The sequence below is a fragment of the Candidatus Tisiphia endosymbiont of Ditula angustiorana genome (assembly GCF_964026425.1).
In the GTDB taxonomy this organism is placed as follows: Bacteria; Pseudomonadota; Alphaproteobacteria; order Rickettsiales; family Rickettsiaceae; genus Tisiphia.
The window spans coordinates 1,179,331-1,204,933 of record NZ_OZ032143.1; the positions used below are offsets into that span (position 1 = coordinate 1,179,331).

The window sequence follows — 25,603 nt, forward strand, 5'->3', positions numbered from 1 at the left end:
TTCGATGTAACTTGTTACATCGAATTCAGGTTACCCTAGGCTATTAAACTGATGTCTTACATCGATATTTGAGGTTAATTATGATAAAGTGTACTCGTAAAATTGAATTTGATGCAGGTCATAGAGTTGTTGGACATGAGAATAAGTGTCAATTTCTACATGGTCATCGTTATCTCCTTGAAGTTACAGCGGGATCAAGTGTTACCGATAATCTTGGTATGGTTATAGATTTTGGTCACATGAAGTCAATAATACAAAAGTGGATAGATGATAATTTTGATCATAATCTTATATTACATCAAAATGATAGAGAAATGGGAGATAGAATATGTGACTGGACTGGTCAAAAAATATATTATATGCAACAAAATCCAACCGCAGAAAATATAGCGTTATACCTAAAATTGGATATTTTACCCAAATTATTTACTAATAGTTCTTTTGTTATTACAAAAGTCAAATTATTTGAAACACCTAATTGCTTTGTTGAGGTATAAGTGGTACAAAGATGTTGTGTAATTTTAACTACGACCGATAACCAACAGGTAGTAGACAAACTAACCATTAGTTTGTTGGAAGCAAATCTAGCTGCTTGTATACAAGTAGACAATATAGTCAGCTATTTTAAATGGGAAGGCAAGATATCTTCTGTGCTAGAATATCGTATTGTGATAAAGGCTAAGTCTGATAACTACAATACAATAGAAAAGGTGATTACTGATATACATAATTATGATCTTCCGCAAATAATAAAGCTCGACATTCAAGACGGGCTACCGGCGTATTTAAACTGGGTAACTCAAAGTATCTAATTTTAAGAGAGTGTTTATTAGAACTAAGATTTACTCAATATATATAGCTAACCCGAAAAGGTTTAAGACATAGTAATGGTGATAGAATTGATGTCATTCCCGTGCAGGTAGCGGAATCTAAAAAAATAGCCTAAAAGACTATTAGATATTATAGATCCCGCTACCTTCGCAGGGATGACATCTCTTCTAGCTAAGCTAAGATAACCTGAATTCGATGTAACAAGTTACATCGAACTTTCGTGTTATATATAGAAACAATCAGGTTTGAAGCGGCTGCCCACCTGATTGTTAAAATATAACACTCCATTCAATATGTGATTTTAATTATTAAAATCACATATTGAATGATGAAAAAAGTTAAAATGCACTCGCATCAGCCGCTTCAAGAGTGCATTTTTCCTTATAACAAAGCCAGTTCGATATAAGAATTATTAATTCTTATATCGAACTGAGGTTAAGATAACTAACATATAGCTAAAACCTTCTTTAGGTTAGCTATAGACATTTACATGAAATCAGCAAAATAAGTTTAATCAAAACACTCTTTAATTTAATTAAGTAGAACAATGAAATTATGGAAAAAAGTTACCTTGGGATTAATCCTAGGTATAATGTTTGGTATATATTGTCCTGAATATGTATCTTATATAAAACCGGTAGGAGATATTTTTTTGCGTTTGATCAAAATGATTATTGCTCCTTTAATATTTTTTAGTTTAGTAGCAGGCATAACTAGTATGAGTGACCCTACTTCTCTTGGAAGAGTAGGAATAAAGGCTGTTGCTGCTTTCTTAGGAACTACTTTTTTTGCCACAGTTTTTGGTCTTACAGTTGCTCTTGTATTAAAGCCAGGTCATGGTGTTCATATTAACTTTGATGTTGCCTCAAATATTTCACAAGAGAAATCCTTTAATATGATTGATTTTTTTGTGAATATTGTGCCTGATAATGTCGTAGGGGCTTTTGCCAGTTCTAATGTTTTACAAATTGTATTCTTTGCAATATTTTCTGGACTTATACTAAATAAAATGGGAGCTAGTGCTGCACCCATTAAAGATTTATTTCATAGATTATCAAAAATGGTGTTAAAAATGATCTCAATGATCATTCAACTTTCTCCATATGGTGCATTTGCTTTAACGGCTTGGGTAGTCGGTACGCAAGGCTTTGATGTAATGATTAGTTTATCAAAATTAGTTGCTGCCGTAGTGATTGCCATGATATGTCAATATGGTATTTTTGGCACGCTAATTTATGTATTTTGTCGAATGTCACCATTACCTTTTTATAAAAAGAGTTTGGAATACCAAATACTTGCCTTCTCTACTTCTAGTAGTAAAGCAACGCTTGCTACAACTATGCAAGTTTGTCGTGAACGGCTAGGTATCTCTGAATCTAGCACTTCTTTCATATTGCCACTTGGGGCATCGATAAACATGGATGGGTTTGCTATAAATTTAGCTCTTACCACCATATTCTTTGCTCAAATGATGGGTATAGATTTAGCGGTGCATGATTATTTAGTCATTATTATTACCTCAACTCTTGGATCTATAGGTGGTGCTGGTATTCCAGGGGCCTCTTTAATAATGCTACCTATGGTTCTGTCTTCAATCCATTTACCGATTGAAGGTGTTGCTATAATTGCTGGAATTGATAGGATATTAGATATGTTACGTACTACCATTAATATTACAGGTGATGCAACAATTACCTTGATTATCGATAACAGTGAAGGTACTTTGGATAGAGATACATATAACTCGGTTTAACAAATATACCAAGTGTACAAGTTCTAGGTAGTATTTCGGTGAGGGGTTATGTTATACCATTTCCCATTATTAACTACGCTATTTAGTACTACAACTGTAGCACTAAATAGCGTAGTTAATAATGGGAAATGGTATTATTCCACCGAAGCAGGGGTTGATGACAATTTGGTAAAATATATAAAAAAATACATTTTTTGTATTAGTGGGCAACATAAAATATGATAAAAGAGAACATATGACAAATAATGGAATTAAAACTTTGGAAAATGTTGAATTAAAAATAGGTGATAAGTCTTTTAATTTACCAATAAAAAAAGCATCGATTGGTCAAGATGTTATTGATGTTAGCGGTATATATTCATTAACAGGCTATTTCACTTATGACCCTGGCTTTATGTCTACAGCAGCTTGTAAATCTGCAATGACGTACATAGATGGGGATCAAGGGATATTAAGACATCGAGGATATGATATTAAAACGTTAGCAGAAAAAAGTAGTTTCTTAGAAGTCGCCTATTTACTGTTAAATGGTGAATTACCAACCACGAATCAGTATAAATCTTTTTCTCAGAAAGTTACTAATCATTCGCTGGTTAATGAACAGCTTAGAAGTTTATTTATGGCTTTCCGTCACTCAGCTCATCCTATGGCAATTATGTTGGCTGTGGTAGGGTCTTTATCTGCATTTTATCCAAATTTTTTAAACGTAGAAGAAAATGAACGAGAGTTAGCTGCTATTAGAATGATTGCAAAAATGCCAACTATTGCAGCAATGGCATATAAATATTCAATAGGTCAGCCTTTTATATATCCTGATAATAGTTTAGATTTTACTGAAAATTTTCTCCATATGATGTTTGCGACGCCTTGTGAAAAATATAAGGTAAACCAAGTAGTAAAGAACGCCTTAGATAAAATATTTATTCTCCATGCTGACCATGAGCAGAATGCCTCCACTTCAACAGTACGTTTAGCTGGATCGTCCGGTGCTAACCCATTTGCTTGTATCAGTACTGGCATAGCGTCTTTATGGGGACCAGCACATGGCGGAGCAAATGAGGCAGTAATTAATATGCTGAAAGAGATTGGGACAATAGATCGTATTCCACAATATATTGCAAGAGCAAAAGATAAAAATGATTCTTTCCGCTTAATGGGTTTTGGTCACCGAGTCTATAAAAGTTATGATCCAAGAGCAGTTGTACTTAGAGAGACCTGCAAAGAAGTATTAGATGAATTAGGAGAAAATAATAACCCATTACTACAAATCGCTACTGAGCTTGAAAAAATTGCTCTCAATGACCAATATTTTATAGATCGTAAGCTTTATCCAAACGTTGATTTTTATTCTGGTATTATTTATCAAGCTATGGGGATACCATCACAGATGTTTACAGTGCTTTTTGCTATAGCAAGAACTGTTGGTTGGATGGGACAATGGAAAGAGATGCATGAAGATCCTGAACAAAAAATTAGCAGACCTCGGCAATTATATACTGGGTATGTACAAAGAGAATTTATTCCTTTTGATAAAAGATAATTATAGTAAAATCCTATATTAAAAAAGAGTCCTACGGCATTGCTGGCTAAATCTAGTGGTGAGATCTTTATTGAATCATAATAAACTAACGGCTTATTTAGTTCCAGCTGAGCTATACGAACAAGTAACCACAGCTGTCGAAAGTTAGAAGAGGAAGCGGTTTTAGAAGTCATAATGGCAGTTTAAAAGTTGTGGGCTTATAACCGCTGTCATTGCGAGAAGGCGTAAGCCGACGAAGCAATCCACTTATGGTTACTTTTTTGGATTGCTTCGTCGACCTACGGTCTTCCTCGCAATGACGTTACCCTATTTAAAACCCCTTCCTCTTCTAACTTTCAACAGTTATGACAAGTAACCCCCTCGGGATAAGAATTGACAAATTCTTACCCCGAATTCGCGTGAGAAGGTTTAGCTATAAAGTATATTCGGTGAACTTCAAGAATTGGTGTCGTCGTGTCTAAATATCTCCACTGCTCAACTTTGACATTCCTAGCTCTTCTTGAAGTTATACTATCGTCTATCAACTTTTCATTTATGAGCAGTACATAACATGATTAGTAAAAAGCAATTTTGCAAATATTATTTATCTTGAATATAACACAACTACTAGATGTACTTTTGGCTCAAATGGATAATTATCCAAATAATGAGCATAAAAAAGTTAAATTCTTAATTTTTCACAATTATAAGCAATCTTCCGCTCCTGTGTCACTATCAACCTTGCCTATAATAGGAGCTTCACTTTGCAGTGGATCACAATTGTCACAAACTGTTTTATTAGCATCAGTACCTGAATTTTCATCTGAAGTAATGGATTTTGATTCAGTGTCCTTTGTTTCTGGAGATAGCCAATTATATAGATAAAGATCCCTAGCATGCTTTCCAATATGCTCAAATGCGTTACTTAGAGCATTGCTTAATGACCCATGACTAAATTTAGACGTGCGTATAGAATAATACAACCACGTCCCCGTATCAGTATGTGGATCGTCTATAGCTTTCCCTACAGTTTGAAGAAATATTGTATCATTAACCTCTGAATCACCAATTACTTCAGTGAGTATATTTCTAAATATTTGTACATCAGTGTTATCCTGCTGAAAAGATTTACCATTAAAAAGCTCCTTACACTTATCAACATCGCCTTTCTTTATCGTCTCTAACAAATCTCTATCAAAACTTGAAAATAACGTACTTGTATAACTAGGTTGCTTAATTTTAAAATTCTTTAAGTCTACTATTTCGAACATAATAACCTCTTATTAATTAAAAATTGTACAATATAATAGGATCAGTAAAAGTGATCTTCAATACATTCTCGATGTGAAGCATTTAATGCTAATTTTTCATCAAGCATAATAAAAGTAACACGTTCAGATAGTTTTGTACAGTCTTTTTTATACTCTTTTAATTCCAGGGCAGTTTAAAAGTCGCAACTAATAATAAAAAATACTAAATTATAGAAACAAATAGTTGTCATCGCGAGCCACAAAGTGGCGTGGCGATCCAAATAAACAGCTTGCTGTTTTATTTTTTGCCACTGCACCTTTTGGATTGCCACGTCGCCGCTTTCAGCGACTCCTCGCAATGACGATCAGCAGCCATTTTAATAGTGGTTATATAAAAAATGTAGGGTACTATGATGCGCCCCCTTCTCTAATGTTTTAATAATTAAGAGTTTTGATCGCCAAAGATAAAATGATAAAAGAAAAAGTTTTATAGGTTATACCTTAGTACAGGACAAAGAGATTAACAAGGTGATAATCGGAGTAAAGATGGTATTATTGGCTTAATAAATTTTGTTATAACTTCCATCCATTTTTCCATCATTTCTGCAATATTCAAAAATATTCTCTGCAAGTAATCTAAGCCATACCTGAATAAGGATATAGACTTTCTACCATGTTTTTTAAGCTTTATAGGTTTGATAGAATTTTGCCATTGACCCACAACATAAGCAAAAGTAAATGCTATAGCAAGTAAACCAAGCAATTTACTAATTCTATCTAAATGTATTATATGGGTATTTTCAAAATTGAAGCCCCGCGTCTTAAGGCAAGCAAAAAGGTTTTCTATTTCCCATCTTTTTTTATATATATTTAGTGCTATATTAGGGTTATCATTGGTAGCTATGATTACTAATTCTCCTTGAGCATTACGCAATGCTGCTACAGATACTTTAGGTCCTTTATAATATACACCATTACACCCTGGGACTAAACACCTAGAATTAATTAATTTTATACTTGATCTGTTAGGCTCTGTTTACAACCTAACACTTAGCAATCCTCTGCCCCCTCAAATTGACTCTGCAAATATTTGCACGAATAATTGGTATGCTCGCATAGCTCATTGCACTTCTTGAGCTTGCTCACTCCTTGTTTTTCGTTCCAATTCTTTAAATCATTTGAGTATAGATTAAAAATTATAAACCAATATCAACTTGTATATTTTCTATTTTTTCAAGTTCTCTTTTTATATTATTTTTTATTTCTTCGATTTTACGATATTTTTCTGCTATCTCCTTTTGTTTTGGTAAATCAAATTCACCTGTTGCAGTAATTGGGATTTTGATTTCAATATTTCTTGTTCTTTCTATGGTTGGCTTGTATTCCCAGTTAAAGTTATTTTTATCTAATACTTTTTGTAATTCAAACGATAGATATAAACAATCAAGGTTATCACATTTTGGGATATACAATCTTGCATCTCCATTTATGCTAAATTTATGTTTTGACCTATAAAAAACTGTGCCAGCATATCCATTGGTAGTAATCTGGATAGATTCAACATCATGATCAAAATGATTTATATAACCTAAAACACCACCTTGTTTTGTGTTTGCTGAGTAGATAGGATACGAACCTTTATGTTTTTTAATATAAGTCTTAGTGTATTTTGCTATTCCTTTTTTTATATTAAAAATATCCTCTATTTTTACACTTTGGCAATACTCGATTGCATCATCAATTTTGATAACAAGTTTATCTATTTTATGTTTGTATTCCCCAACTTCTTGCTTAATTTCAGAGATTACTTGATATTTTTCTATAATATCTTGTTGGATGTCAATATCAAGATTCCCATCGACATCTACAGGTAATCTAATAATGATATTCTGCATATTTTTTAGAGAAGCTCTTAATCCCCTATCAAAACCATAAATATGCTTAATTCTATCTAGCTCAATCATTAAATATTGTGGCAAGATAGTGTCTTCCAATATTCTTATTGTGCCACAATGGTCAGTTGTCACAAATGGAGTGTGCTTTCTAATAAAATTAAATTTAAAATCACCATCAATACCCCATATAACAAAATTACTATCAAAATTTTTTATATTACTATTTTTTATCAAGCCAATTGGATTAAATACATTTGCGCTATATACAGGTATGTTGCCATCTTTAATATTTATTAAATCCCTTTTTAAAACTCTTTTACCTATAAATAATTTAAAATAGCTACAATCATTTAAAGGTATTTCTAAGTACTTTTTTTTTCTTGAGTTACATTAAAACCAATATCTTGCAAAGATGTAGTAAACTCATTACAGCTCGTTACTAAATCGCTAATTATATCACTAAACTCACTAATTGAAACTACTTGGTCTATTCCTTCAATGCCTAATTCAATTTTTTCTTCTTTACTCCACCATCTTTCTACAGACCAATTTTTATCACTGTCAAATTCATTTATCGAAACTATCTTACACCTCTTATCATGATTAAGAGTTGCAAAATACTTCTTATTGCCCTTAAAAGCATTATATAAATTAACAGCTTCTTTTAAGTCATCTTGCTCAATATCAAATCTGTAGATATCTCTACTTTCACCTATTTCACTGACCAAATAAGTGAATACAGGATCAGTTTGAATATCAGAAATATCAGATTTTTTTGTAATTGCTAAAATATAGGTCTTTTTTTGTGTTGTAAAAAATGTCTTTAATGGCAAAGAAATAATTGCATCAATATAGCAACTATCCAAAATATATTGCCTTAGTTTTTTATCATTCTGTCTATTAAAAATGCCGTCAGGAATGACTATAAAAGCCTTGCCACCTTTTTTTAGAGCTTTTATAATCCATTCCATGAAAAGTCCCTCAATACCCATGGCATTTATCTTGTAATAATTCTTTAACGTAATATTTTTAGCTATCTCTTCTTTTGTGTTACTACTTCCACTAGTAACATAAGGAGGGTTTGTTAAAATTAAGTCATATTTCTCTTCTGCAACATCGGAAAGAGTACCAAGTATTGAGTTTGTTTTTAAAATAAAACTCTCATTAAATATTTTGGCAAATTCTCTAGTTAATCCAATATTATCTTTTATCAGTTCACAAAAATAAATAAGCATATTGGCTTTTGCTAAAATGATGGTTTTTTGTTCATCTTTATCAAAACCTTTATCAAAGCCAACTATTTGAACTTTTTGTATTATTTTATTGTTTTCAACTTTAAAAAGCTTATCAAGATTGTCTTTTATAAATTCTAATGGAAATTTACCCACTCCGCATGCTGGATCACAAATAGTCATCCCATCTTTTAGTTCACCTTCTGCCATTTCGTTGATAGCACGAACAACTTTAATTGGAGTAAAAAACTGCCCCCAATTCTTCTTACTGATACTTTCTTTCAAAAAACTTTCAAAAAGCTTGCTTTTAAAATCATGGTCAACATGCTCAAGTTTTCCATAATCTCTAAATTTTTGTAAAACTTTTTTAAAGACTGTTCCGTAACCATCTACAGCTTTTTGTTCTTTACTGATAAATATGCTACCATTTATTATGGTGGTCTTGTCTAGGGCATTTTCAGGAAACAGCTCCTTTATTTGTGGTCTGATAATATTTGCGTAATGTTGCAAAACTGTGTTAGTTTCATTGCCTTCTTCATACATCCTGAGTAAAGGATAAAAATTATAAGTACCTTGCAATATTTTTAAATCACTTAGATATTTGAATATAAATAATTCAACAAATGTGTATAAGCAATTCTCAGGGGTTGCACCACTAACACTCCAAACATCTTGCCATATTTGTTTTGCTAAGTCGGTTGGATTGATTAGTTTTTTTGGTAAGATTCTATCATTTTTTCATTTATTGATTGTATTATTTCATTGATAACTTTTTGCAATTTTGTATCTTTGGAGTTAAAAAGATACTTAAAATCATCACCTTTTTCGTTTTTACGTTATTACCAGTAGCAACATTAATCCATACCGTTTCTAGGGTATCAGTTGCAATAATTAATTTTGTTTTTAGTTTTTTGGCAACCTCAATTTCTTGCAAAATGGCATTATTTTTTTTATCCTTGGTATTAAAGTTTTTAGGTAGTTTAAATTCCACAATAGCAATAACTTCTTTTTGTTTTGTGATAATGGCATCAACTCTCTTGTTTGATACATCCCCATAATCTATACTTCTTATTATATCAGCTTTTATTAAAGCACTAATAGTTGTTGCACCAATATTATAAAAATTCCAAGTCCCTATTTTTTGAGGATTCTTGATTAAATCTCGTTGCAGAAGTTCTTCGCTCATAATTAAATCACACAATTATTCAATAACAAATCAAAAGTAGTATTATTGTCCCTTTAATTATATCCAAAACAAAACTCATAGACAATAGATACTTAAGATATTTTTTACTAACCTTATGAAATTGTCCAATAGTACTACGCTAGATCTCTTTCGAAACTAGACAAAAAGAAGGATTGACTGTATTGTGTTCTAGCAATCTCTATTTTCTTCGTGTTCCTTTTGTTTAACACCGTATCATCAAATATTGTATCCGTTAGGTGAAACAATAACATCATGCTTAATATGTTCCAATAACAAAGAAGGGCTATATTTTTCATTTTCTAAAAATCTATTAATAACATCATGCCTACATTTTTTTGCATGTCCAGCGTAGTAGGTCAAACTATAATTCTTTTGGCTAACTGTTAAAAATTGACAGTTATCTGTTCTATTAATTGCTATTGCTTGCAATTTATCCTCTTTGGCATGTTTTTTTATTCTTAAAATAATTTTTCACTTTTTAACTCATAGCGTAAGTTTTGCTATAATGGCAAGAAAAAATCACTACATAAAGCAAGTTGATCAATAGACTTCTTTCGAAACTAGACAATGATGTAGAATGGTGTTATAAATATCTGATTTGAAGTAATAATGAAATTCGAGCAGATTAAAGAGTTAGAGGATGAAAAATTTCGTCGGTTAACAGGAGTAAAGAAGCTAACATTTTCACAGATGGTGGATATTCTGAGGCATGCTGATAATCTTAAGAAATTAAAAGGTGGGCGTAAAAATAAGCTCAATTTGGAGGAACAGTTGCTGATGGCCTTAGAATACCTTAGAGAATACCGTACTTATTTCCATATAGGTCAGAACTATGGGATTAGTGAAAGTTCAGCATATAAAGCTGTTAAATGGGTAGAAGACACCCTAGTTAAACACCCAAACTTTGCTCTTCCAGGTCGTAAAGCTCTAATGAAGAGTGATATGAATTATGAAGTAGTCTTGATTGATGCTACTGAGAGTCCCATAGAAAGACCCAAAAAAAACAAAAATTCTATTATTCATCTTAGTACAGGACAAAGAGATTAAGGAAGAATCACGCTATAAGAAATTACAGAGATTTTTTGCCAAATGTGAATTATCATATACGTCCTTAGCCAAGTTACTGGTTAGGTTGGCTGGAATTGATGCTGAACAATGGTTACTAGTGCTGGATCGGACAAATTGGAAATTTGGTAAGCTTGACATCAATATTTTAGTATTATCTATTTGCCATAAAGGCATTGCTATACCAATTATGTGGGATATGTTGCCAAAAGCAGGAACTTCTAATAACGTTGAACGTCAGCAATTAATGGAAAGGTTTATTACTATATTTGGCATAGAGAAGATGTCAGCATTGCTTGGGGATCGGGAGTTTATAGGTGATTTATGGCTAAAGTTTTTAGCCGATAAAATGATACCATTTTATATTAGAATCAAAGCCAATCTTACCATTGGTAGAGCAGAAGATGAGTTAGTTACTGCTAATCATTTAATTAAGAAGTTACAGAATGGTGAATATATGTTGTTTAAAGGAAAAAGATATTTGGGTAAGAATTATAAAGGACCTAAAGTATCTGTAGCAGCATTGCGTAATGCTCAAGGAGAATTAGTAATCATAGCTACCAATGATAACCCTAATATAGCACTAAATATATATAAAAAAAGATGGGAAATTGAGATTTACCAGCCATAATGCCTCTATAATAGTGATGTTGTTGATATTTTAATTAATGTTTATTATTTAGTCTACTTTTTCTACCCTAGAATGGTAAATCCATTGTTTTGGTTGTTCTCTTAATGAGCTTAATCTTTTAATTTCTTGCTCATCGGCTGTAATTAGCCAAATCCAACGGTTTAATGTATTTTTTGCTTTTCTTGCTTTTAATCCTCCTTGTTGCATCCATTTATATAAAGTTGGTTGTGGTACATTTGTTTCTTGAGATAATTCGCTAAAAGTAAATTCATCGTAAGTGCGATCAACTCCTGCTGATAGTGTTTTTCTATGAAAAGGTATAACATTGTTACGACTCAGTAATGTACCTACTATATTTTTACTAAAACCGCCTAATAATTTAGGTGGATGGAGTCCTTGTTGATTTAAATTATCGGCAATTTGTTGCAATGTCATACCTTGAGTTCTTAGACTTGTTGTCAATGCAATTAATTCATGATAATAACTAAGTTGTTCAGGTTTTGCTACAGGACGAATAAAATTCGTACTAGTTTTATATCCACCTGACCAATGTATTTCCACAGACACTTTCTCACTTATCCCTTCTACTGTTACTAGAACACGCTCAATAAGTAAACGTAAAATTTCTTTCCGTTCTTCTACTGTAGTAGTTTCTGATGCCCATAAGGCAGGAATATCATTGGCTAGTTTGTATATTAATTCACGTTCAGTGCTAGAGAGAATCTTTGACTGATTAGCTAAAAATTTGTTATATTCTTGCTTTAATTTTTCTTCTGCAGATAATGATTCTTCCCACTTTTTCTCAAGAGTCCTAGTAACAAGACGATTCTCCGGTTCTGAGGCATTATATTGTCGATAGCTACGTTCAACTTCATATTTTGCTCTCTCCAGCTGCTTGTGCCAATGTTTTTGTAAATTATTATGCTCTTGCTCAGCATCTGTTGCCACACGTAAGCTAACTTCTAAAGCACTTGGTTTTAATACTTCTAATGCCTGATTAGTAATTAATTCATCTAGCCCATCTCCAACTAATGATTGGCAAGTATCTTCAGCATAATCAACAGCCATCCTACGACAAATGTAACGTAGTTTATTACTATTATTTGTATAACAAGTAACCATTCTTAGACCGCACCGACCACAAACAATAAGACCAGTTAATAGTGAACTACCTTGTCTTGCTATACCAATTCCTTGTATAGAGTTGGTTAATAATTGTCTTTGGTTACGTTCATATTGTTGCCAACTAATATAAGCAGGAACTTTATCTTTTATCATCACTTCCCAGTCAGACATTTTAGCAACTGTCCTTCCAGTAGAGGGTCTACCAAGCTTTTTTTTGTGTGGTTCAGTGGGTCTACGACCATATACATAAGCTCCAGCATATATAGGATTATGTAATAAATTTGATAAGGTAGCTCTATTAGGACGATGCCATGCTAATTCACCTTTTTGCAAACCACTACGTTCTCTATATGGCATTTGAATGTTATTTTTAGCTAAATATTTCAATACTGCATTAATTGTAGAGAATTTATCAAATAACTCAAATACCATTTGAATAATTGTTTGTGCTTGCTCATCTAGATCTTTAATAATCTCTCCGGAAGCCCTTCTAACATATCCCATAGGAACTTGCATACCTAACTCTCCTCTACGAGCCTTGGCTTTCTTTCCTTGTAGCATACGCTGTTTAATTATATGTAATTCCGCTTCAGACATTGTACCTTTAAGACCTAATAGTAGCCGATCATTATAAGAAACTGGATCATAAACACCATCAGTATCAGCAATCAAGGTTCTAAAAAGTGCACATACTTCTAGTAATTGATACCAATCCCTACATGAACGAGCCAATCGCGATATTTCTATTCCTAATACTATACCAACACGGTTTAACCCAACTTCAGCAACTAAACGCTGAAATCCAGGACGACCTTCTGCAGTTGAACCAGATTGACCCAAATCATCATCAATTATAACTACTCTGTTAGCAGACCATCCTAAATCATAGGCTCTTCCCACTAGATTATATTGTAATTTTGTCGATTCACTATGCCGTTCTACTTGTTGCAGGGTTGACTGCCTTACATAGACAATTGCTAGACGGTCGTAGTGACAAGCTTGGATTTTTCCACTTAATAACGTAATTTGAGGTGATTTTTTCTCCTGATCTATCATTGCCTTTCTCCATGTTTATTGTCAAACTTTGTAGTTTTTTCAATGACATTGTTCCTAATAAATTTATTAGGCGCTGACGATTCTCTGTGGGAATGTTCTCCCATTGCATGAATTTCAATATAGGTACTCCTATTATGATATTTCTTTACCCATTCAACTAGGGTTAGCAATGCTGCTTTACTCAGTGTCGGTGATTCTCCTGAATTTGTCAATTCTAAATTTATAGATGTTTTAATAATGGAATATCGAAAACCTTTTTGCTTGCCTTAAAACGCGGGGCTTCAATTTTGAAAATACCCATCTAGTACATTTAGATAGGATAAGCAAATTACTAGGGATATTAGCTATAACTTTTACCTTTGCTTATACTGTAGGCATATGGCAACATTCTATTAAACCTATAAAATTGAAAGCTCACGGTAGAAAGGCAATGTCAACTTTCAGGTATGGACTTGATTATTTACGAAAAATATATTTAAATCAAGATAAAATGCACAAGGAATTAACTATCATTATTGATATGTTTATTAAACCATTAATTTCACGATGGCCAACAACTATATCATGTTAACCTTTATGTCATGTACTGAGAACAATTAGTTTATTCTCAGTAATAAATTAAACATTATAAATATATGGATAAAATATGATAATCAACAAATCATGTAATAATAACCTGTCATCGGTTATAATGGCGGAACAGATGATACTAGGAGCTATCATAGTTGAACAAAATTATATAGATAGAATAGGAAACTTCTTGAGAGCGGAACACTTCTCTATAGAGTTACATCAAGAGATATACAGATCTTTTTTGAAGTTAATTGATACAAATATCAAAATTACTTTGACAACTATTAAAAATTTACTGGAGAATAATATTATATTTCAAGAAGCTGAAAGAAGCTTCAAACAATACAAAATAGAAAAATACCGTTGTTATTAGTATTTAATAAAGTACCCAGCATACATTCAAATTTAGCCATAGAGGAAGCAAAGATTTTTTTTGATCAAAATAATATCAATCCTGATTATATTTTAAACTCTGTTATTAAAGAAAGAGTAGCTTTTAAACACTCTATTAAAAGTGGAAGAGGAGTAATAGAATGTTCCCCGCAAGACGATAAGGCGACCAAAGAAATAGAAAGCTGTGCTAATGAAATACTTGTCATAATAAAGCAACACTATATACTCAATTAACCTGAAGAGTTGGCAAAATGATTAAAAGTTATAGTCTGAAATTGGTCAGGAGAACATTCGCTGAACTGTGTCAGTATAGAATATCATACTTTAAAATTCAACCTATCAGGGAAGAAAATATCTAGCTGCGAAACGGTCACTGCCCAATTTGGTATTGGCATATTCCATTTAGCTGTAATCTGTTTTATAGCACAAAATACCAGTTTAAACAAAGCATTTTCACTAGTAAAAGCTCCTTTTGTTTTAGTATATTTCCTGACTTGACGGTGAAAACCCTCAATCGGATTGGTGGTATAAATCAGCTTTCTAACCTCGCCTGAATACTTAAAATAAGTTGCTAGATTATCCCAATTTTGTTGCCAAGATTTAATAACCATCGGATATTTTTTACCCCATTTTTCCTCAAGTCGTAGCAGGTTATATTCTGCCACATCTCTACTTTCCGCTTGGTAAATCATCTTTAAATCTACCATAAATGATTTCTGATCTTTGCTAGTTATACTACTCGTAAATGAAGAGTTGATAGACGAAGATCAAAATTATGAAGTGCTAGGAGTCGAAGGGTCGAGGAGCGGAGCGTACATTTAGTACGTGAGCACCGAAGATCCCTGAAGACGACAACGCAATTCTTGATTTTCATCGAGTATACATGCTTTAAAGAATTACGAATTTGATGTACTATACAAAGCTGTATTTCAGTTTTTGGAAATACTGTATTAATGGCTTCCGGAAAACCTTCTAGCCCGTCAATACAGGTTATTAATATATCTCTCATACCACGTGTTTTTAAATCGTTAAGAACACCTAACCAAAAATGTGATCCTTCTGATTCACAAGCATAAAATCCTAGGTTCTGTTGACAAAAATTTTAACGTAACCATATTAAAGTTCCAACGAAATTTAGAAAAGCTAAAAAAGTGGCTGGAGCTTTATCAAATCTAGGGTGTATCATCAATTGAGCCAAATTACCATGGAAGCCATATAAACAGCACCCAAAAAGTTCTGAGATGTTTTGTCATATCGTGTTGCAATAGCTCTATATTGCTTCAATTTTGCAAAAAAGTTCTCAATCAAATGCCTAGCTTTATAGAGATCCTTATCATAATTAGCTGGATTCACACGATTCTTCTTTGGGGGAATCACAGCTATACATCCCTTATCTTTCAGCTTATCTCGCATACGTGCATCGGCATCATAAGCCTTATCAACAAGTACAGCATTCGCTTTCGTCAATTCATTCATCAAAACATCAGATCCTTGCAAATCATGAGCTTGATCCGGGGTAAGAGGGAATCCCGTTGGATTCCCTAGAGCGTCACATGTGGCATGGATTTTAGTACTCAGCCCCCCTTTACCTCGTCCAATTGCTTGGTCATCATCTAACTCTTTTTTTTAGCACCAGCACTATGTTGATGAGTCCTAACAATGGTTGAATCAATCATGGCATACTCGTTATCAGCATCTTCAGCCAGCATCTCAAAAACCTTTTTCCACACACCTGTCTTGCTCCACCTTGAATGACGTAGGTGAATCACTCGAAAATCTCCAAAACGTTTAGGTAGGTCTCTCCAAGGTATACCAGCCCTATATCGATACAAGACTGCTTCTACAAATAGGCGATTATCCTTGGCTGTTACACCAACAGACTCTTTCCTTCCAGGTAGGTTATCTTTAATCCGATCCCATTGATCGTCACGTAGAGCATATCGACGCATAGAGAAAATTTATCCTTAATTTTTTCTCTATTACACAACAAATAAACGCTCCTGTCAACTTAATTGATGACACACCCTAGAAAATATACGCCTAAAATGTTTGATTTTACCAAATAAGCACTCAATTAAATGTCGTTCCTTATAAGTATGTTTATCATATTCACGTTGTACTTTACGGTTAGATTTTGGTGGTATAACAATCTCACACCTCTTATTTTCTAAACTTTCTACAAATGCACTACTATCGTATCCTTTATCGGCTATCACAGTCGTATTCTGAACATCTTGAGTAAGATTTCCCGCTTGAGTTATATCATTTCTTTGCCCAGCAGTTAGTATAAACTTTAATGGATTACCAAGACCATCAACAAGGGCATGAATTTTAGTACTAAAACCACCTCTGCTTCTACCTAAAGCCGCTTCTTCTTGATTACCTTTGATATATCCAGATGAGCAAGCATGTGCTCTCACAATAGTTGCATCAATCATAATTGATTCCATATCTGCATCTACTTTAACATAATCCATTAAATCCTCCCATATACCTTTGTCAACCCATCTCTTAAATCTGCGATAAATACTGTACCAACAACCATAATCATCAGGTAGAAGACGCCATTGGCAACCTGTTCTAACAATAAACCATATTGCTTCAATAAACTGTCTCATTTTTTCTTCATTCTTGTTGTGTATACCATTTCTTTCCTTAAAAAATGATAAAATTACTTCCCATGCTTGTTCTTCTATGTAATACTTCATATTGGTAGTTCCTTTTTTTGATAACTAAAAACTACCATTTCTTCTTACTATGGCAACTTTTTATTCCTCTTTCCTAACTATAATTTTTGTCAACAGAACCTAGAGTATTTTGATCTGATGCTATACGTACACATGGCTGTATTGTTGAATGAGTTGTTTTTTCCAAAAGCTGATCCTTTTAGTGCTTCATTACAGTCTGCTTTTGCATTTTGTTCCGTTTTTGTTTTAAGACCAGTTGGTGCATTCGTTTTTGGTCAAATAGGCGATAAGATTGGTCGAAAAATAACTGTTGTTATTACAACATTTTTAATGTCTCTTTCATGTATTATAATAGCTACTCTTCCGACATATGAACAAATAGGTATAGCAGCAGCATGGCTAGTTACCCTATGTCGTATGATACAAGGTATTTCTTCCATGGGAGAAATAGTAGGGGCAGAGATTTATTTAACTGAATTTGTAAGACCCCCTATGCAATATCCTGCTGTAATGTTAATTGCAATTTTTTCTATTTTAGGGGGAACAACAGCTTTAGGCATTGCCTTCGTTGCAACTAAGTACGAATTTAATTGGCGTATCGCATTTTGGATGGGAGCATGTATTGCGATGGTAGGGGGTGTTGCTAGAACTGCATTAAAAGAAACAACGGACTTTGCAGATGCAAAACGTAGGTTAAAAAATACTTTAGATAAATTGAACGTTAATATTATTACGTTAAAAGATGATCCAATTTTATATGAGAAAGTAAAAAAACAAACAGCTATAGCTTTATTTTTAATACAATGTGGGTGGCCAATATGTTTTTATTTTACCTATATTTATTGTGGTAATCTCCTTAAAAGTCAGTTTGGTTATAAACCGGAAGAAGTAATTAATCACAATTTTATCGTATCAATGGTAAATCTGTTTGGTTATATATCCTTAATGTATTTAAGTTATAAGATACATCCATTAAAAATACTTAAAGCAAAAGTTCTAATATTCTTGCCTGTTGCCTTACTTTGCCCCTATTTATTGAATAATATAGCTAACCCATGGCATCTATTTTTACTTCAATCATTTTTTATGTTATTTGTGCTTAGCACTAATCCAGCTACCCCAATTTTTTACACTCATATTCCTATTTTTAAACGTTTTACTTATGGTGGTTTTATATATGCCATATCCCGTGCTTTAATGCATATTACTACATCATTTGGAATTATCTACTGTGAGAAATATTTGGGGAAATGGGGACTGTCATTAATTATACTACCTATGACAATAGGTTATGGAGTTGGAGTATTGTATTTTGTGAAATTAGAGAAGGAAGCAGGAAATTATTATAATACTGCTTATCAACTTGCTTCTGTGTAATTCTAGCGTGTAATTCTAGTAATATCTGTTCAATTACTGGTACTCTAAGATATATACTGAGGCTCATAAACCTACTAATAGTTTCTAGTATAATTTTTTTTGCTTTCTCCGGAGATTTAGCTTCTATAGTTTGAAGATTATGAAACCTATCAAATATCTTAACAACTAAGACATCGTATTTCTTCTCTTTATATAATAATTCTACCATTTCTGCTGAGCTAATCTTTCTGTTTGGTTTAACCCTAGTTAAATCGTATACTTGTCCAGCGATTAGCTCTCCAAAAATACTAGCAATCATGCTTTTGGTAAGTTTAGTATCTTCTAGGCAATCATGAAGTATGGAGGTCACAGTTAAGTCAGTCCTAAAGTAGTTTTTAGCATTATCTGCTGCATATTCTGCCAGCAGATACGCTACTTCTATTGGATGTGAGTAGTAAGGTTCTCCTGACTGCCTCATTTGCTCAGCATGATATTTTTTAGCATAGTAAATAGCTTTAGTTACCTTGCCAATATCTATAGGTCGATTTACTCTGCTGTTTAGCTTCAAAAGCTTATCCAACAACCTATCAGAGTAATAACAAGATTGAAATTTTGATTGCCAACAACTAATATCATCCATTAAATACCTAACACATTATTTTAATTCTTATAATTATACTAAACTAAAATATTAGCTATTTACAACCATTTATTATTTTTATTTCTTAAAAAATATGAATACTTTTTAACTTTAATGCCTAGCATTTTGTTTGGTATACTACCAGGGCGATTTAAAAGTCGCAACTTTAAGTTGTCATAACCTTAAATAGTTTGTGTCTATAATTATTAAAATTTTCTCTGGTTTCAGTAATTTTGTTTGAAAATAAAGTTATTACAGAAATAGTTATTGTCCGGAGTAATGACATTACCAAGGGAGCCTTTCCTATACTTATAGTTGACTTATCTTCCCCAAAAACTGTATCTTTGACCCAATTTAAATTATTCTCACATGACCAATGATTCTTATTGAACTTTAGCAAGCTCTTTGGATTAAACTCGCTTCCGAGACTTGTTATCATAAACACATTCTCTTGTTCATAGCTATTAGTTTTATTTTTCTTATCTCGCTCTCGGCTAATTTTACATATTTGTTTGATGTGCCGAAAGCCGTTCAGATATTCAAATGGCATATCAATTACCTCAATTTTTCTTCTCTCTATTCTCCCATGTTGTAAATCGGTATTTTCTTCAAAACTCCTGACTTCTTGCCCTTTTTCTGCTATTTCATCAAAAACTTTGCTGCTATAATAATGCAAATTAGGTTCATTACTTTTCAGAGTAAAAGCAAATTCTCCTTCTTGTTTAACAACTTCTTCACATATATCTTCATGACAAAATGATGCATCTGCTGTCACAATTTTTCCCTTAATATCGTATTCTGATAAAAACTCTAGCATAGAACCATACTCGTTTTTATTTTCTATTTCTATAAAGCCAGTAATAGCTTTAAGCTGGCTACTAAACCCAGTCAAAATTTGCCTTTGCTCTTCTTTCCCATGGCTATTGCTACCACACAGGGTTTTTCCATCAATATGAATAACATCATAACCTATGTTCTTAACTTGGCATATATATTGGATTAGTTCTAATATCACTTCCCTTAAACTCTCTGGAGAAATTTTACGGATAATTAGTGTTAAATTACTATAGCAAAGTGCTTTATTCCTATTAAAACCTAACATTACCAATTCTTTTGGGCTAAAACTTTTAGCAAATCTAGAAATAGATTTTAAATTATTTCTATTACTTAATAAACCTACTACTATAAGTTTTATAACACTCGCTGCACTATATCTCTTACCACGAGCTTTTCTAAAATCTTTGACTTTTTCTAGAGATAAAGATATACTCATAATGCTCCGTTATTTATAGTTGAAAAATCTTTAACGGAGTACTTATACTATTATCATCTATTATATTCTAGATTTTTCTTTACTTTCATCTAATTTTTTAAAAATTTTTAATCGTTCTACATATTAGCCAGAAATAATTAACGTTCAGGCTACAATCCTTGCAATATAATCATTACAACGGCAAAATATTATCCAAACTTTTCAAGCTTATACCAAATATTCTTACTACAATTCTATCACTTTCCCTTCTAAACCCAAGCTAATATTAGATTATAACTCCAACAGATATTTAATCTTTAGTTGCGACTTTTAAATCGCCCTGGTATACTACTCATAAATGAAGGGTTGCAAAGATAGGAGAGATATTGTAGAGTTTAGGAGATTATGAGTAAGAATGTATTGACAAAAGAACAAAGAGAGAAGTTGAAGGAACGTCATAAGACAGAACGAGACGGACGCATACGTGATCGTATTAAGCTTACTATTACCCACAAATATTAGAGTTAGCTAATTGATAACCTTGAACTAGATCAAATAACCGTTGCCATCCTCTCCACAATACAATAGGACCAGGCTCTAGATCATTTTTTCTTGCTAAATACCCACCCAATTTAGCAACCCATATTATAGCATTTTTTATTGTAGGAATTGTATTATTAGGGGGAGCTGCTTTGTGTATCTTTACATACAAAACTCGCCATTCTTCTTCAGCTAATATTACACTACATGGTAGATTAGGATTAGTTCTGCCAATTAAAGTAATAAAAAAAATTCTCCAAGCAATTATGCTCATGATTGTCAAGTATTTTATTAATCTTTCTCCTGTTGCAAGTCTACATTGTTCAACCTCAGTACAGGACAAAGAGATTAAGGAGAGAAGAAAATAAGTAGATAACGCGTAGCCAAAGCTCTATTACTTAGGTTATTGAAGACTTAAGAGGCAAGAGAATGATTACAGCGTTATCACAATTAATAGGAGACTACTTTTTTAATAGTTTTGCAAGCATAAAATTAATAGAACAAATAATATTAGGATTATTGCAAGTGAGAGATGTAAATCTTACACAGCTTGCCTTAACGATAAAAGGAGATAAGCAAGAATCACGCTATAAGAAATTACAGAGATTTTTTGCCAAATGTGAATTATCATATACGTCCTTAGCCAAGTTACTGGTTAGGTTGGCTGGAATTGATGCTGAACAATGGTTACTAGTGCTGGATCGGACAAATTGGAAATTTGGTAAGCTTGACATCAATATTTTAGTATTATCTATTTGCCATAAAGGCATTGCTATACCAATTATGTGGGATATGTTGCCAAAAGCAGGAACTTCTAATAACGTTGAACGTCAGCAATTAATGGAAAGGTTTATTACTATATTTGGCATAGAGAAGATGTCAGCATTGCTTGGGGATCGGGAGTTTATAGGTGATTTATGGCTAAAGTTTTTAGCCGATAAAATGATACCATTTTATATTAGAATCAAAGCCAATCTTACCATTGGTAGAGCAGAAGATGAGTTAGTTACTGCTAATCATTTAATTAAGAAGTTACAGAATGGTGAATATATGTTGTTTAAAGGAAAAAGATATTTGGGTAAGAATTATAAAGGACCTAAAGTATCTGTAGCAGCATTGCGTAATGCTCAAGGAGAATTAGTAATCATAGCTACCAATGATAACCCTAATATAGCACTAAATATATATAAAAAAAGATGGGAAATAGAAAACCTTTTTGCTTGCCTTAAGACGCGGGGCTTCAATTTTGAAAATACCCATATAATACATTTAGATAGAATTAGTAAATTGCTTGGTTTACTTGCTATAGCATTTACTTTTGCTTATGTTGTGGGTCAATGGCAAAATTCTATCAAACCTATAAAGCTTAAAAAACATGGTAGAAAGTCTATATCCTTATTCAGGTATGGCTTAGATTACTTGCAGAGAATATTTTTGAATATTGCAGAAATGATGGAAAAATGGATGGAAGTTATAACAAAATTTATTAAGCCAATAATACCATCTTTACTCCGATTATCACCTTGTTAATCTCTTTGTCCTGTACTGAGTTGTTCAACCCTAAATCCAGATTTTAAAATTTTATGAAAAATTTCAATTCTCCATCTTAAACAATACCATCTTACTTTCTCTATAGCTTCTTCAAAATTATTGATAACTATATTGGTTAGTAACATCCATTCTAATGGTGTTGTTCCACTAGGGGGACGACGCTCAATAACATTGATGGCATATACTGGTAAATTTGGCAATGTTTCTGTTTTATGTCTTACATTGTTTACAGGAGGATTCATTATAAATTTTCCAAATCTAACTTCCAAATGTCTAATCCTATTAGCTTTATTTTCTTGACTAGTATCTTTAACTGCTATTTCTCCAGCACACTGGAAACCCGATACTACCTTCCACAAATATTGTCTATCTTTTTTGGAATATTTTGACTTTTTATTTATTTCTCTATCCTGTGCAGCTCTAACTAAAACTTTAGATTTCTGAGCTTGTGCCAATTCAAAAAAATCATATATATCAGCTTCTCTATCACAAACAGTTATAATTTGGGTATTACTATTATTCGTTGCATTAATAGTGTTCTGTAATGCATTAAGCCACTTCATACTTTCTTTATCTTTAATATGTACCGCATTACCATGACTAGTTTTTTTTAACTGTTGTATTTCTTCAGGCACTGCTGGTCTATTGTGAATCTTTTGATCCAACAACCCAAGTGCTAATCCATTGGTAGCAACCGCAAAGGCAGTATGCATTATCAGACCTTTACATTCAATATTTTTAACATTCTTTCCCTCTTTTCTTGATAACACACCCAATCCAGTAGTTTTTTTATGACTAGTATATGTGATATAACTAGTATCTTGTATAACAAGAACTTTATCATGCTCTTTGATTCTTTCTACTGCTTTAGCAATATGGGCTTCTAATATTTTTGATTCCTTAACATTATCGTTTTTAAAAAAACGATATGCTGCTTTTGTTTCTGCCCAATTTCCACATGCTTGATTAATTGAGCTTTCAGGTATATTTGCAAAATTATCAGCTATCTTTATTAACCTATTTGTCAGCCTTTTATCACCCAAAATAGCTCCACTAAATTCCTCGGTCAAATAATTATTTATTATTTCTTGACTCATACTATACCTCTACAATGTAATATTTTAATTGCAAATCAGTATATTATTTTTACTTCTTTTTCACCATTGTTATTTTGTGGGTAATAGTAAGCGTATTAAGGCAGTGTTGATGTATGACGATGGGTATAGTAATGTAGAGATTGCTAAGGTACTACTCTTGAGCCACGAAGCTGCAACCGAAAGCACATTGACAGAACCTCTTTTTGCTGCATGAATTTTTCCCCGGGGGTCGCTCCATAATTTTTGAACGTTCATATTCAGCAATCATTCCCTGCATTTGTAATAATAACTGTGACTTCGGATTTTCATTCGATTTTTGAAAATTTAAGAAAACAACGTCCGCACCATACCTCTCAAATTCTTCTATTAAAATCATCTGGTATGCATATTTTCTTGATAATCGATCAGGTGAGTGAATGTAAATTTTGTCTATTATACCTGCTGCAACTTGATCACGTAGTTTTTCTAATGCGGGGCGAACAAGGTTTGAGTCACTATAACCATTATCAGTAAATTGATGCTCGTCTAATAGAGGTAAACTTCAACTACTAAAGGTGACATCATTTTGATCATTTACCCCAAGTTAAGTGGTATTTTTTGTGGTAACTTTTTGATAAAGTGAATAGCAATAATTAACTTATTATACGTCAGTTTGGGATAAGATATAGATGAAATAGTAATAGATAAAAGGATTGTCAAAAAGGAGTGCCTGCAGTATTTATATTTTTAAACAAAAAAACAAACTACAGGCATGAAAAAAGATATCACAGAATTATATAGTTTTATAGATGATTTTTGTAAAATTTATTTGGAGTATGAACAGAGAAAGTTATTACCATCAAATAAGCAGAGAAATCGCTGTTGTAGCATGAGTTTAAGTGAAATGTTAACAATAATAATTATGTTTCATACATCCTATGCTAAGAATTTTAAATTTTTCTATAAAAGTTATATAGAGTGCATGCATAAGGATGATTTCCCTAAAGCCTTGAGTTATAATAGATTTGTTGAATTAATGGCACGATTATTCATACCGCTAAATATGTTGATTCATTTGTTGTTTGGTGAGGAAACAGGTATTTATTTTATTGACTCTACAACGATTAAAGCTTGTCACAATAAAAGGCGTTATAGCAATAAAGTTTTTAAAGGATTAGCCAAACATAGTAAATCCTCTATGGGGTATTTTTATGGTTTTAAATTACATGTAACAATCAATAATAAAGGGGAGTTTATGGCATTAAAAGTGACCAAAGGCAATGTAGATGATAGGATTCCAGTACCGGAGTTAACAAAAAGATTAACTGGAATTATAGCAGCTGATAAAGGTTATATTAAGCAAAATTTGTTCTTAAATTTATATGAAAGAGGCTTAAAAATGATTCATGGAATTAAGAAGAATATGGAAAATAAATTAATGGATTTGAAAGAAAAAATCTTACTTCGAAAGCGTAACTTAATTGAAACAGTTTTTGATTATCTAAAAAATAAAATGAACCTTGAACATACTAGACATAGATCACCAATAAATGCCTTTGTCCATATATTATCTACTCTTGTTGCTTATTCATTAAAGAAAAATAAACCTTCAACAAAATTTGATTTTAATCTACATGTTCTCAATATCCTTATCCCGAATTGACGTATGTTATATTGTTTGCAATATTCAAACATATCAACTGTATTAGGGTGGTGTATGCCAAACTCCTTAATTTGTGGCTTGCCAAAGAATTTATAATTATATAAATCTTTGCTTTTACAGGCAGCTTTTGCTCCTTTGTTATATAACTCACTTACTTGAGCAATATTTTTACTTTTATCTTTATATAAATAATGATATATAACAAACGCTTTTTTATAAGATTCTATGGCTTGTTCAAGCCTATCTTGAGCAAACAAAATATCACCTTACGCGAATTTGGGATAACAAGTTATCCCAAATTCGGCTGT

At 32.4% G+C, this 25,603-nt stretch carries 25 protein-coding genes and 5 pseudogenes; 12 read left to right on the forward strand and 18 right to left on the reverse strand.

The genetic code is table 11. The features are described 5' to 3' along the window. Positions 1–80: 80 nt before the first annotated feature. From AAGD29_RS05595 to AAGD29_RS05610, 4 genes are all read left to right on the forward strand, one after another. The gene (locus AAGD29_RS05595) at positions 81–497 is read left to right on the forward strand and encodes a 6-carboxytetrahydropterin synthase (RefSeq protein WP_341757387.1); all 417 of its coding nucleotides are present in this window, start codon (positions 81–83) and stop codon (positions 495–497) included. Continuing rightward, positions 498–812, forward strand: coding sequence for a divalent-cation tolerance protein CutA (gene cutA, locus AAGD29_RS05600; RefSeq protein ID WP_341757388.1), 315 nt, complete (start codon positions 498–500; stop codon positions 810–812). It begins immediately after the preceding gene. A gap of 566 nt (positions 813–1,378) precedes the next feature. Beyond that, positions 1,379–2,584, forward strand: a complete 1,206-nt coding sequence (locus tag AAGD29_RS05605) for a dicarboxylate/amino acid:cation symporter (RefSeq protein WP_341757389.1) — start codon at positions 1,379–1,381, stop codon at positions 2,582–2,584. A gap of 235 nt (positions 2,585–2,819) precedes the next feature. Next, positions 2,820–4,124 carry a citrate synthase gene (locus AAGD29_RS05610; RefSeq protein ID WP_341754175.1) on the forward strand — a complete coding sequence of 435 codons (1,305 nt, stop codon included), beginning with the start codon at positions 2,820–2,822 and terminating at the stop codon, positions 4,122–4,124. A 683-nt stretch (positions 4,125–4,807) separates the two neighbouring features. On the opposite strand, the gene AAGD29_RS05615 is transcribed toward AAGD29_RS05610, so the two are convergent. From AAGD29_RS05615 to AAGD29_RS05640, 6 genes are all read right to left on the reverse strand, one after another. Next, complete coding sequence (locus AAGD29_RS05615) at positions 4,808–5,374, reverse strand: hypothetical protein (RefSeq protein WP_341757390.1); 567 nt, start codon at positions 5,372–5,374, stop codon at positions 4,808–4,810. Between the two features lie 499 nt (positions 5,375–5,873). Beyond that, positions 5,874–6,287: a transposase gene (locus AAGD29_RS05620; protein ID WP_341757391.1), complete on the reverse strand. Its 414-nt coding sequence runs from the start codon at positions 6,285–6,287 to the stop codon at positions 5,874–5,876. 262 nt (positions 6,288–6,549) lie between these two features. Beyond that, positions 6,550–7,608, reverse strand: coding sequence for a restriction endonuclease subunit S (locus tag AAGD29_RS05625; RefSeq protein WP_341758763.1), 1,059 nt, complete (start codon positions 7,606–7,608; stop codon positions 6,550–6,552). Positions 7,609–7,610: 2 nt separating this feature from the next. After that, positions 7,611–9,059 (reverse strand): class I SAM-dependent DNA methyltransferase, encoded by a 1,449-nt coding sequence (locus tag AAGD29_RS05630; protein WP_341757392.1) that lies wholly within the window; start codon positions 9,057–9,059, stop codon positions 7,611–7,613. Positions 9,060–9,234: 175 nt separating this feature from the next. After that, positions 9,235–9,666 (reverse strand): hypothetical protein, encoded by a 432-nt coding sequence (locus tag AAGD29_RS05635; RefSeq protein WP_341757393.1) that lies wholly within the window; start codon positions 9,664–9,666, stop codon positions 9,235–9,237. Positions 9,667–9,903: 237 nt separating this feature from the next. Beyond that, positions 9,904–10,116 (reverse strand): hypothetical protein, encoded by a 213-nt coding sequence (locus AAGD29_RS05640; RefSeq protein ID WP_341757394.1) that lies wholly within the window; start codon positions 10,114–10,116, stop codon positions 9,904–9,906. A gap of 180 nt (positions 10,117–10,296) precedes the next feature. Here AAGD29_RS05640 and AAGD29_RS05645 point away from each other — a divergent pair. Both AAGD29_RS05645 and AAGD29_RS05650 read left to right on the forward strand, forming a co-directional pair. Then, positions 10,297–10,709, forward strand: a pseudogene (locus tag AAGD29_RS05645) (transposase family protein); the annotation flags it as partial. 110 nt (positions 10,710–10,819) lie between these two features. Beyond that, positions 10,820–11,383 (forward strand): transposase, encoded by a 564-nt coding sequence (locus AAGD29_RS05650; protein WP_341757395.1) that lies wholly within the window; start codon positions 10,820–10,822, stop codon positions 11,381–11,383. A gap of 48 nt (positions 11,384–11,431) precedes the next feature. Here the strand turns inward: AAGD29_RS05650 and AAGD29_RS05655 are convergent, their stop codons facing one another. Then, positions 11,432–13,564 carry a recombinase family protein gene (locus AAGD29_RS05655; protein ID WP_341757396.1) on the reverse strand — a complete coding sequence of 711 codons (2,133 nt, stop codon included), beginning with the start codon at positions 13,562–13,564 and terminating at the stop codon, positions 11,432–11,434. Next, positions 13,561–13,776, reverse strand: coding sequence for a hypothetical protein (locus tag AAGD29_RS05660; protein WP_341757397.1), 216 nt, complete (start codon positions 13,774–13,776; stop codon positions 13,561–13,563). The genes AAGD29_RS05655 and AAGD29_RS05660 overlap by 4 nt, the downstream gene beginning before the upstream one ends. A 434-nt stretch (positions 13,777–14,210) precedes the next feature. Between AAGD29_RS05660 and AAGD29_RS05670 the strand changes: the two genes are divergently transcribed. Both AAGD29_RS05670 and AAGD29_RS05675 read left to right on the forward strand, forming a co-directional pair. Beyond that, positions 14,211–14,510: a DnaB-like helicase N-terminal domain-containing protein gene (locus AAGD29_RS05670; RefSeq protein ID WP_341757398.1), complete on the forward strand. Its 300-nt coding sequence runs from the start codon at positions 14,211–14,213 to the stop codon at positions 14,508–14,510. Further along, a complete protein-coding gene (locus tag AAGD29_RS05675) occupies positions 14,501–14,764 on the forward strand; it encodes a hypothetical protein (RefSeq protein WP_341757399.1) in 264 nt (87 codons plus the stop codon). The genes AAGD29_RS05670 and AAGD29_RS05675 overlap by 10 nt, the downstream gene beginning before the upstream one ends. Before the next feature lie 83 nt (positions 14,765–14,847). On the opposite strand, the pseudogene AAGD29_RS05680 reads toward AAGD29_RS05675, so the two are convergent. The 4 genes and pseudogenes from AAGD29_RS05680 to AAGD29_RS05695 form a co-directional block, all read right to left on the reverse strand. Beyond that, positions 14,848–15,266, reverse strand: a pseudogene (locus AAGD29_RS05680) (transposase); the annotation flags it as partial. Between the two features lie 96 nt (positions 15,267–15,362). Then, a pseudogene (locus AAGD29_RS05685) lies at positions 15,363–15,614 on the reverse strand (transposase); the annotation flags it as partial. A 101-nt stretch (positions 15,615–15,715) separates the two neighbouring features. Next, a protein-coding gene (locus AAGD29_RS05690; protein WP_341757400.1) for an IS5 family transposase occupies positions 15,716–16,479 on the reverse strand; the annotation gives its coding sequence in 2 pieces (ribosomal slippage) (positions 15,716–16,144 and positions 16,147–16,479; 762 coding nt in all). A 54-nt stretch (positions 16,480–16,533) separates the two neighbouring features. Next, a complete protein-coding gene (locus AAGD29_RS05695; RefSeq protein ID WP_341757401.1) occupies positions 16,534–17,238 on the reverse strand; it encodes an IS5 family transposase in 705 nt (234 codons plus the stop codon). Positions 17,239–17,382: 144 nt separating this feature from the next. On the opposite strand from AAGD29_RS05695, the gene AAGD29_RS05700 reads away from it, so the two are divergent. Next, complete coding sequence (locus AAGD29_RS05700; RefSeq protein WP_341757402.1) at positions 17,383–18,594, forward strand: MFS transporter; 1,212 nt, start codon at positions 17,383–17,385, stop codon at positions 18,592–18,594. Here AAGD29_RS05700 and AAGD29_RS05705 read toward each other — a convergent pair. From AAGD29_RS05705 to AAGD29_RS05715, 3 genes and pseudogenes are all read right to left on the reverse strand, one after another. Beyond that, positions 18,494–19,213 (reverse strand): HD domain-containing protein, encoded by a 720-nt coding sequence (locus tag AAGD29_RS05705; protein WP_341757403.1) that lies wholly within the window; start codon positions 19,211–19,213, stop codon positions 18,494–18,496. The genes AAGD29_RS05700 and AAGD29_RS05705 overlap by 101 nt on opposite strands. A gap of 166 nt (positions 19,214–19,379) precedes the next feature. Next, on the reverse strand, positions 19,380–20,486 hold the full coding sequence (locus AAGD29_RS05710; RefSeq protein ID WP_341757404.1) for an ISAs1 family transposase: 1,107 nt from the start codon (positions 20,484–20,486) through the stop codon (positions 19,380–19,382). A gap of 484 nt (positions 20,487–20,970) precedes the next feature. Continuing rightward, positions 20,971–21,366, reverse strand: a pseudogene (locus tag AAGD29_RS05715) (IS4 family transposase); the annotation flags it as partial. Positions 21,367–21,434: 68 nt separating this feature from the next. Here AAGD29_RS05715 and AAGD29_RS05720 point away from each other — a divergent pair. Next, positions 21,435–22,535, forward strand: a complete 1,101-nt coding sequence (locus AAGD29_RS05720; RefSeq protein ID WP_341757405.1) for an IS4 family transposase — start codon at positions 21,435–21,437, stop codon at positions 22,533–22,535. On the opposite strand, the gene AAGD29_RS05725 is transcribed toward AAGD29_RS05720, so the two are convergent. Beyond that, the gene (locus AAGD29_RS05725) at positions 22,532–23,653 is read right to left on the reverse strand and encodes an IS4 family transposase (protein ID WP_410521136.1); all 1,122 of its coding nucleotides are present in this window, start codon (positions 23,651–23,653) and stop codon (positions 22,532–22,534) included. The two genes, AAGD29_RS05720 and AAGD29_RS05725, sit on opposite strands and share 4 nt — an antisense overlap. 76 nt (positions 23,654–23,729) lie before the next feature. Between AAGD29_RS05725 and AAGD29_RS05730 the strand changes: the two genes are divergently transcribed. After that, the gene (locus AAGD29_RS05730) at positions 23,730–23,867 is read left to right on the forward strand and encodes a hypothetical protein (RefSeq protein ID WP_341757406.1); all 138 of its coding nucleotides are present in this window, start codon (positions 23,730–23,732) and stop codon (positions 23,865–23,867) included. On the opposite strand, the pseudogene AAGD29_RS05735 reads toward AAGD29_RS05730, so the two are convergent. Beyond that, positions 23,805–24,107: pseudogene (locus tag AAGD29_RS05735) on the reverse strand (recombinase family protein); the annotation flags it as partial. The gene AAGD29_RS05730 and the pseudogene AAGD29_RS05735 sit on opposite strands and share 63 nt — an antisense overlap. Before the next feature lie 297 nt (positions 24,108–24,404). Between AAGD29_RS05735 and AAGD29_RS05740 the strand changes: the two are divergent. Next, complete coding sequence (locus AAGD29_RS05740) at positions 24,405–25,295, forward strand: IS982 family transposase (protein WP_341757407.1); 891 nt, start codon at positions 24,405–24,407, stop codon at positions 25,293–25,295. Here AAGD29_RS05740 and AAGD29_RS05745 read toward each other — a convergent pair. Then, positions 25,217–25,552 carry a hypothetical protein gene (locus tag AAGD29_RS05745; protein ID WP_341757408.1) on the reverse strand — a complete coding sequence of 112 codons (336 nt, stop codon included), beginning with the start codon at positions 25,550–25,552 and terminating at the stop codon, positions 25,217–25,219. The genes AAGD29_RS05740 and AAGD29_RS05745 overlap by 79 nt on opposite strands. Positions 25,553–25,603 lie beyond the last annotated feature (51 nt).

What these genes read in the sequence shown, in the direction of transcription:
- AAGD29_RS05595 (WP_341757387.1), top strand. Translation starts at nt 81, where the DNA reads ATGATAAAGTGTACTCGTAAAATTGAATTTGATGCAGGTCATAGAGTT.
- AAGD29_RS05605 (WP_341757389.1), top strand. Translation starts at nt 1,379, where the DNA reads ATGAAATTATGGAAAAAAGTTACCTTGGGATTAATCCTAGGTATAATG.
- AAGD29_RS05610 (WP_341754175.1), top strand. Translation starts at nt 2,820, where the DNA reads ATGACAAATAATGGAATTAAAACTTTGGAAAATGTTGAATTAAAAATA.
- AAGD29_RS05615 (WP_341757390.1), bottom strand. Translation starts at nt 5,374, where the DNA reads ATGTTCGAAATAGTAGACTTAAAGAATTTTAAAATTAAGCAACCTAGT.
- AAGD29_RS05635 (WP_341757393.1), bottom strand. Translation starts at nt 9,666, where the DNA reads ATGAGCGAAGAACTTCTGCAACGAGATTTAATCAAGAATCCTCAAAAA.
- AAGD29_RS05655 (WP_341757396.1), bottom strand. Translation starts at nt 13,564, where the DNA reads ATGATAGATCAGGAGAAAAAATCACCTCAAATTACGTTATTAAGTGGA.
- AAGD29_RS05670 (WP_341757398.1), top strand. Translation starts at nt 14,211, where the DNA reads ATGATAATCAACAAATCATGTAATAATAACCTGTCATCGGTTATAATG.
- AAGD29_RS05695 (WP_341757401.1), bottom strand. Translation starts at nt 17,238, where the DNA reads ATGAAGTATTACATAGAAGAACAAGCATGGGAAGTAATTTTATCATTT.
- AAGD29_RS05705 (WP_341757403.1), bottom strand. Translation starts at nt 19,213, where the DNA reads ATGGATGATATTAGTTGTTGGCAATCAAAATTTCAATCTTGTTATTAC.
- AAGD29_RS05710 (WP_341757404.1), bottom strand. Translation starts at nt 20,486, where the DNA reads ATGAGTATATCTTTATCTCTAGAAAAAGTCAAAGATTTTAGAAAAGCT.
- AAGD29_RS05720 (WP_341757405.1), top strand. Translation starts at nt 21,435, where the DNA reads ATGATTACAGCGTTATCACAATTAATAGGAGACTACTTTTTTAATAGT.
- AAGD29_RS05725 (WP_410521136.1), bottom strand. Translation starts at nt 23,653, where the DNA reads ATGAGTCAAGAAATAATAAATAATTATTTGACCGAGGAATTTAGTGGA.
- AAGD29_RS05740 (WP_341757407.1), top strand. Translation starts at nt 24,405, where the DNA reads ATGAAAAAAGATATCACAGAATTATATAGTTTTATAGATGATTTTTGT.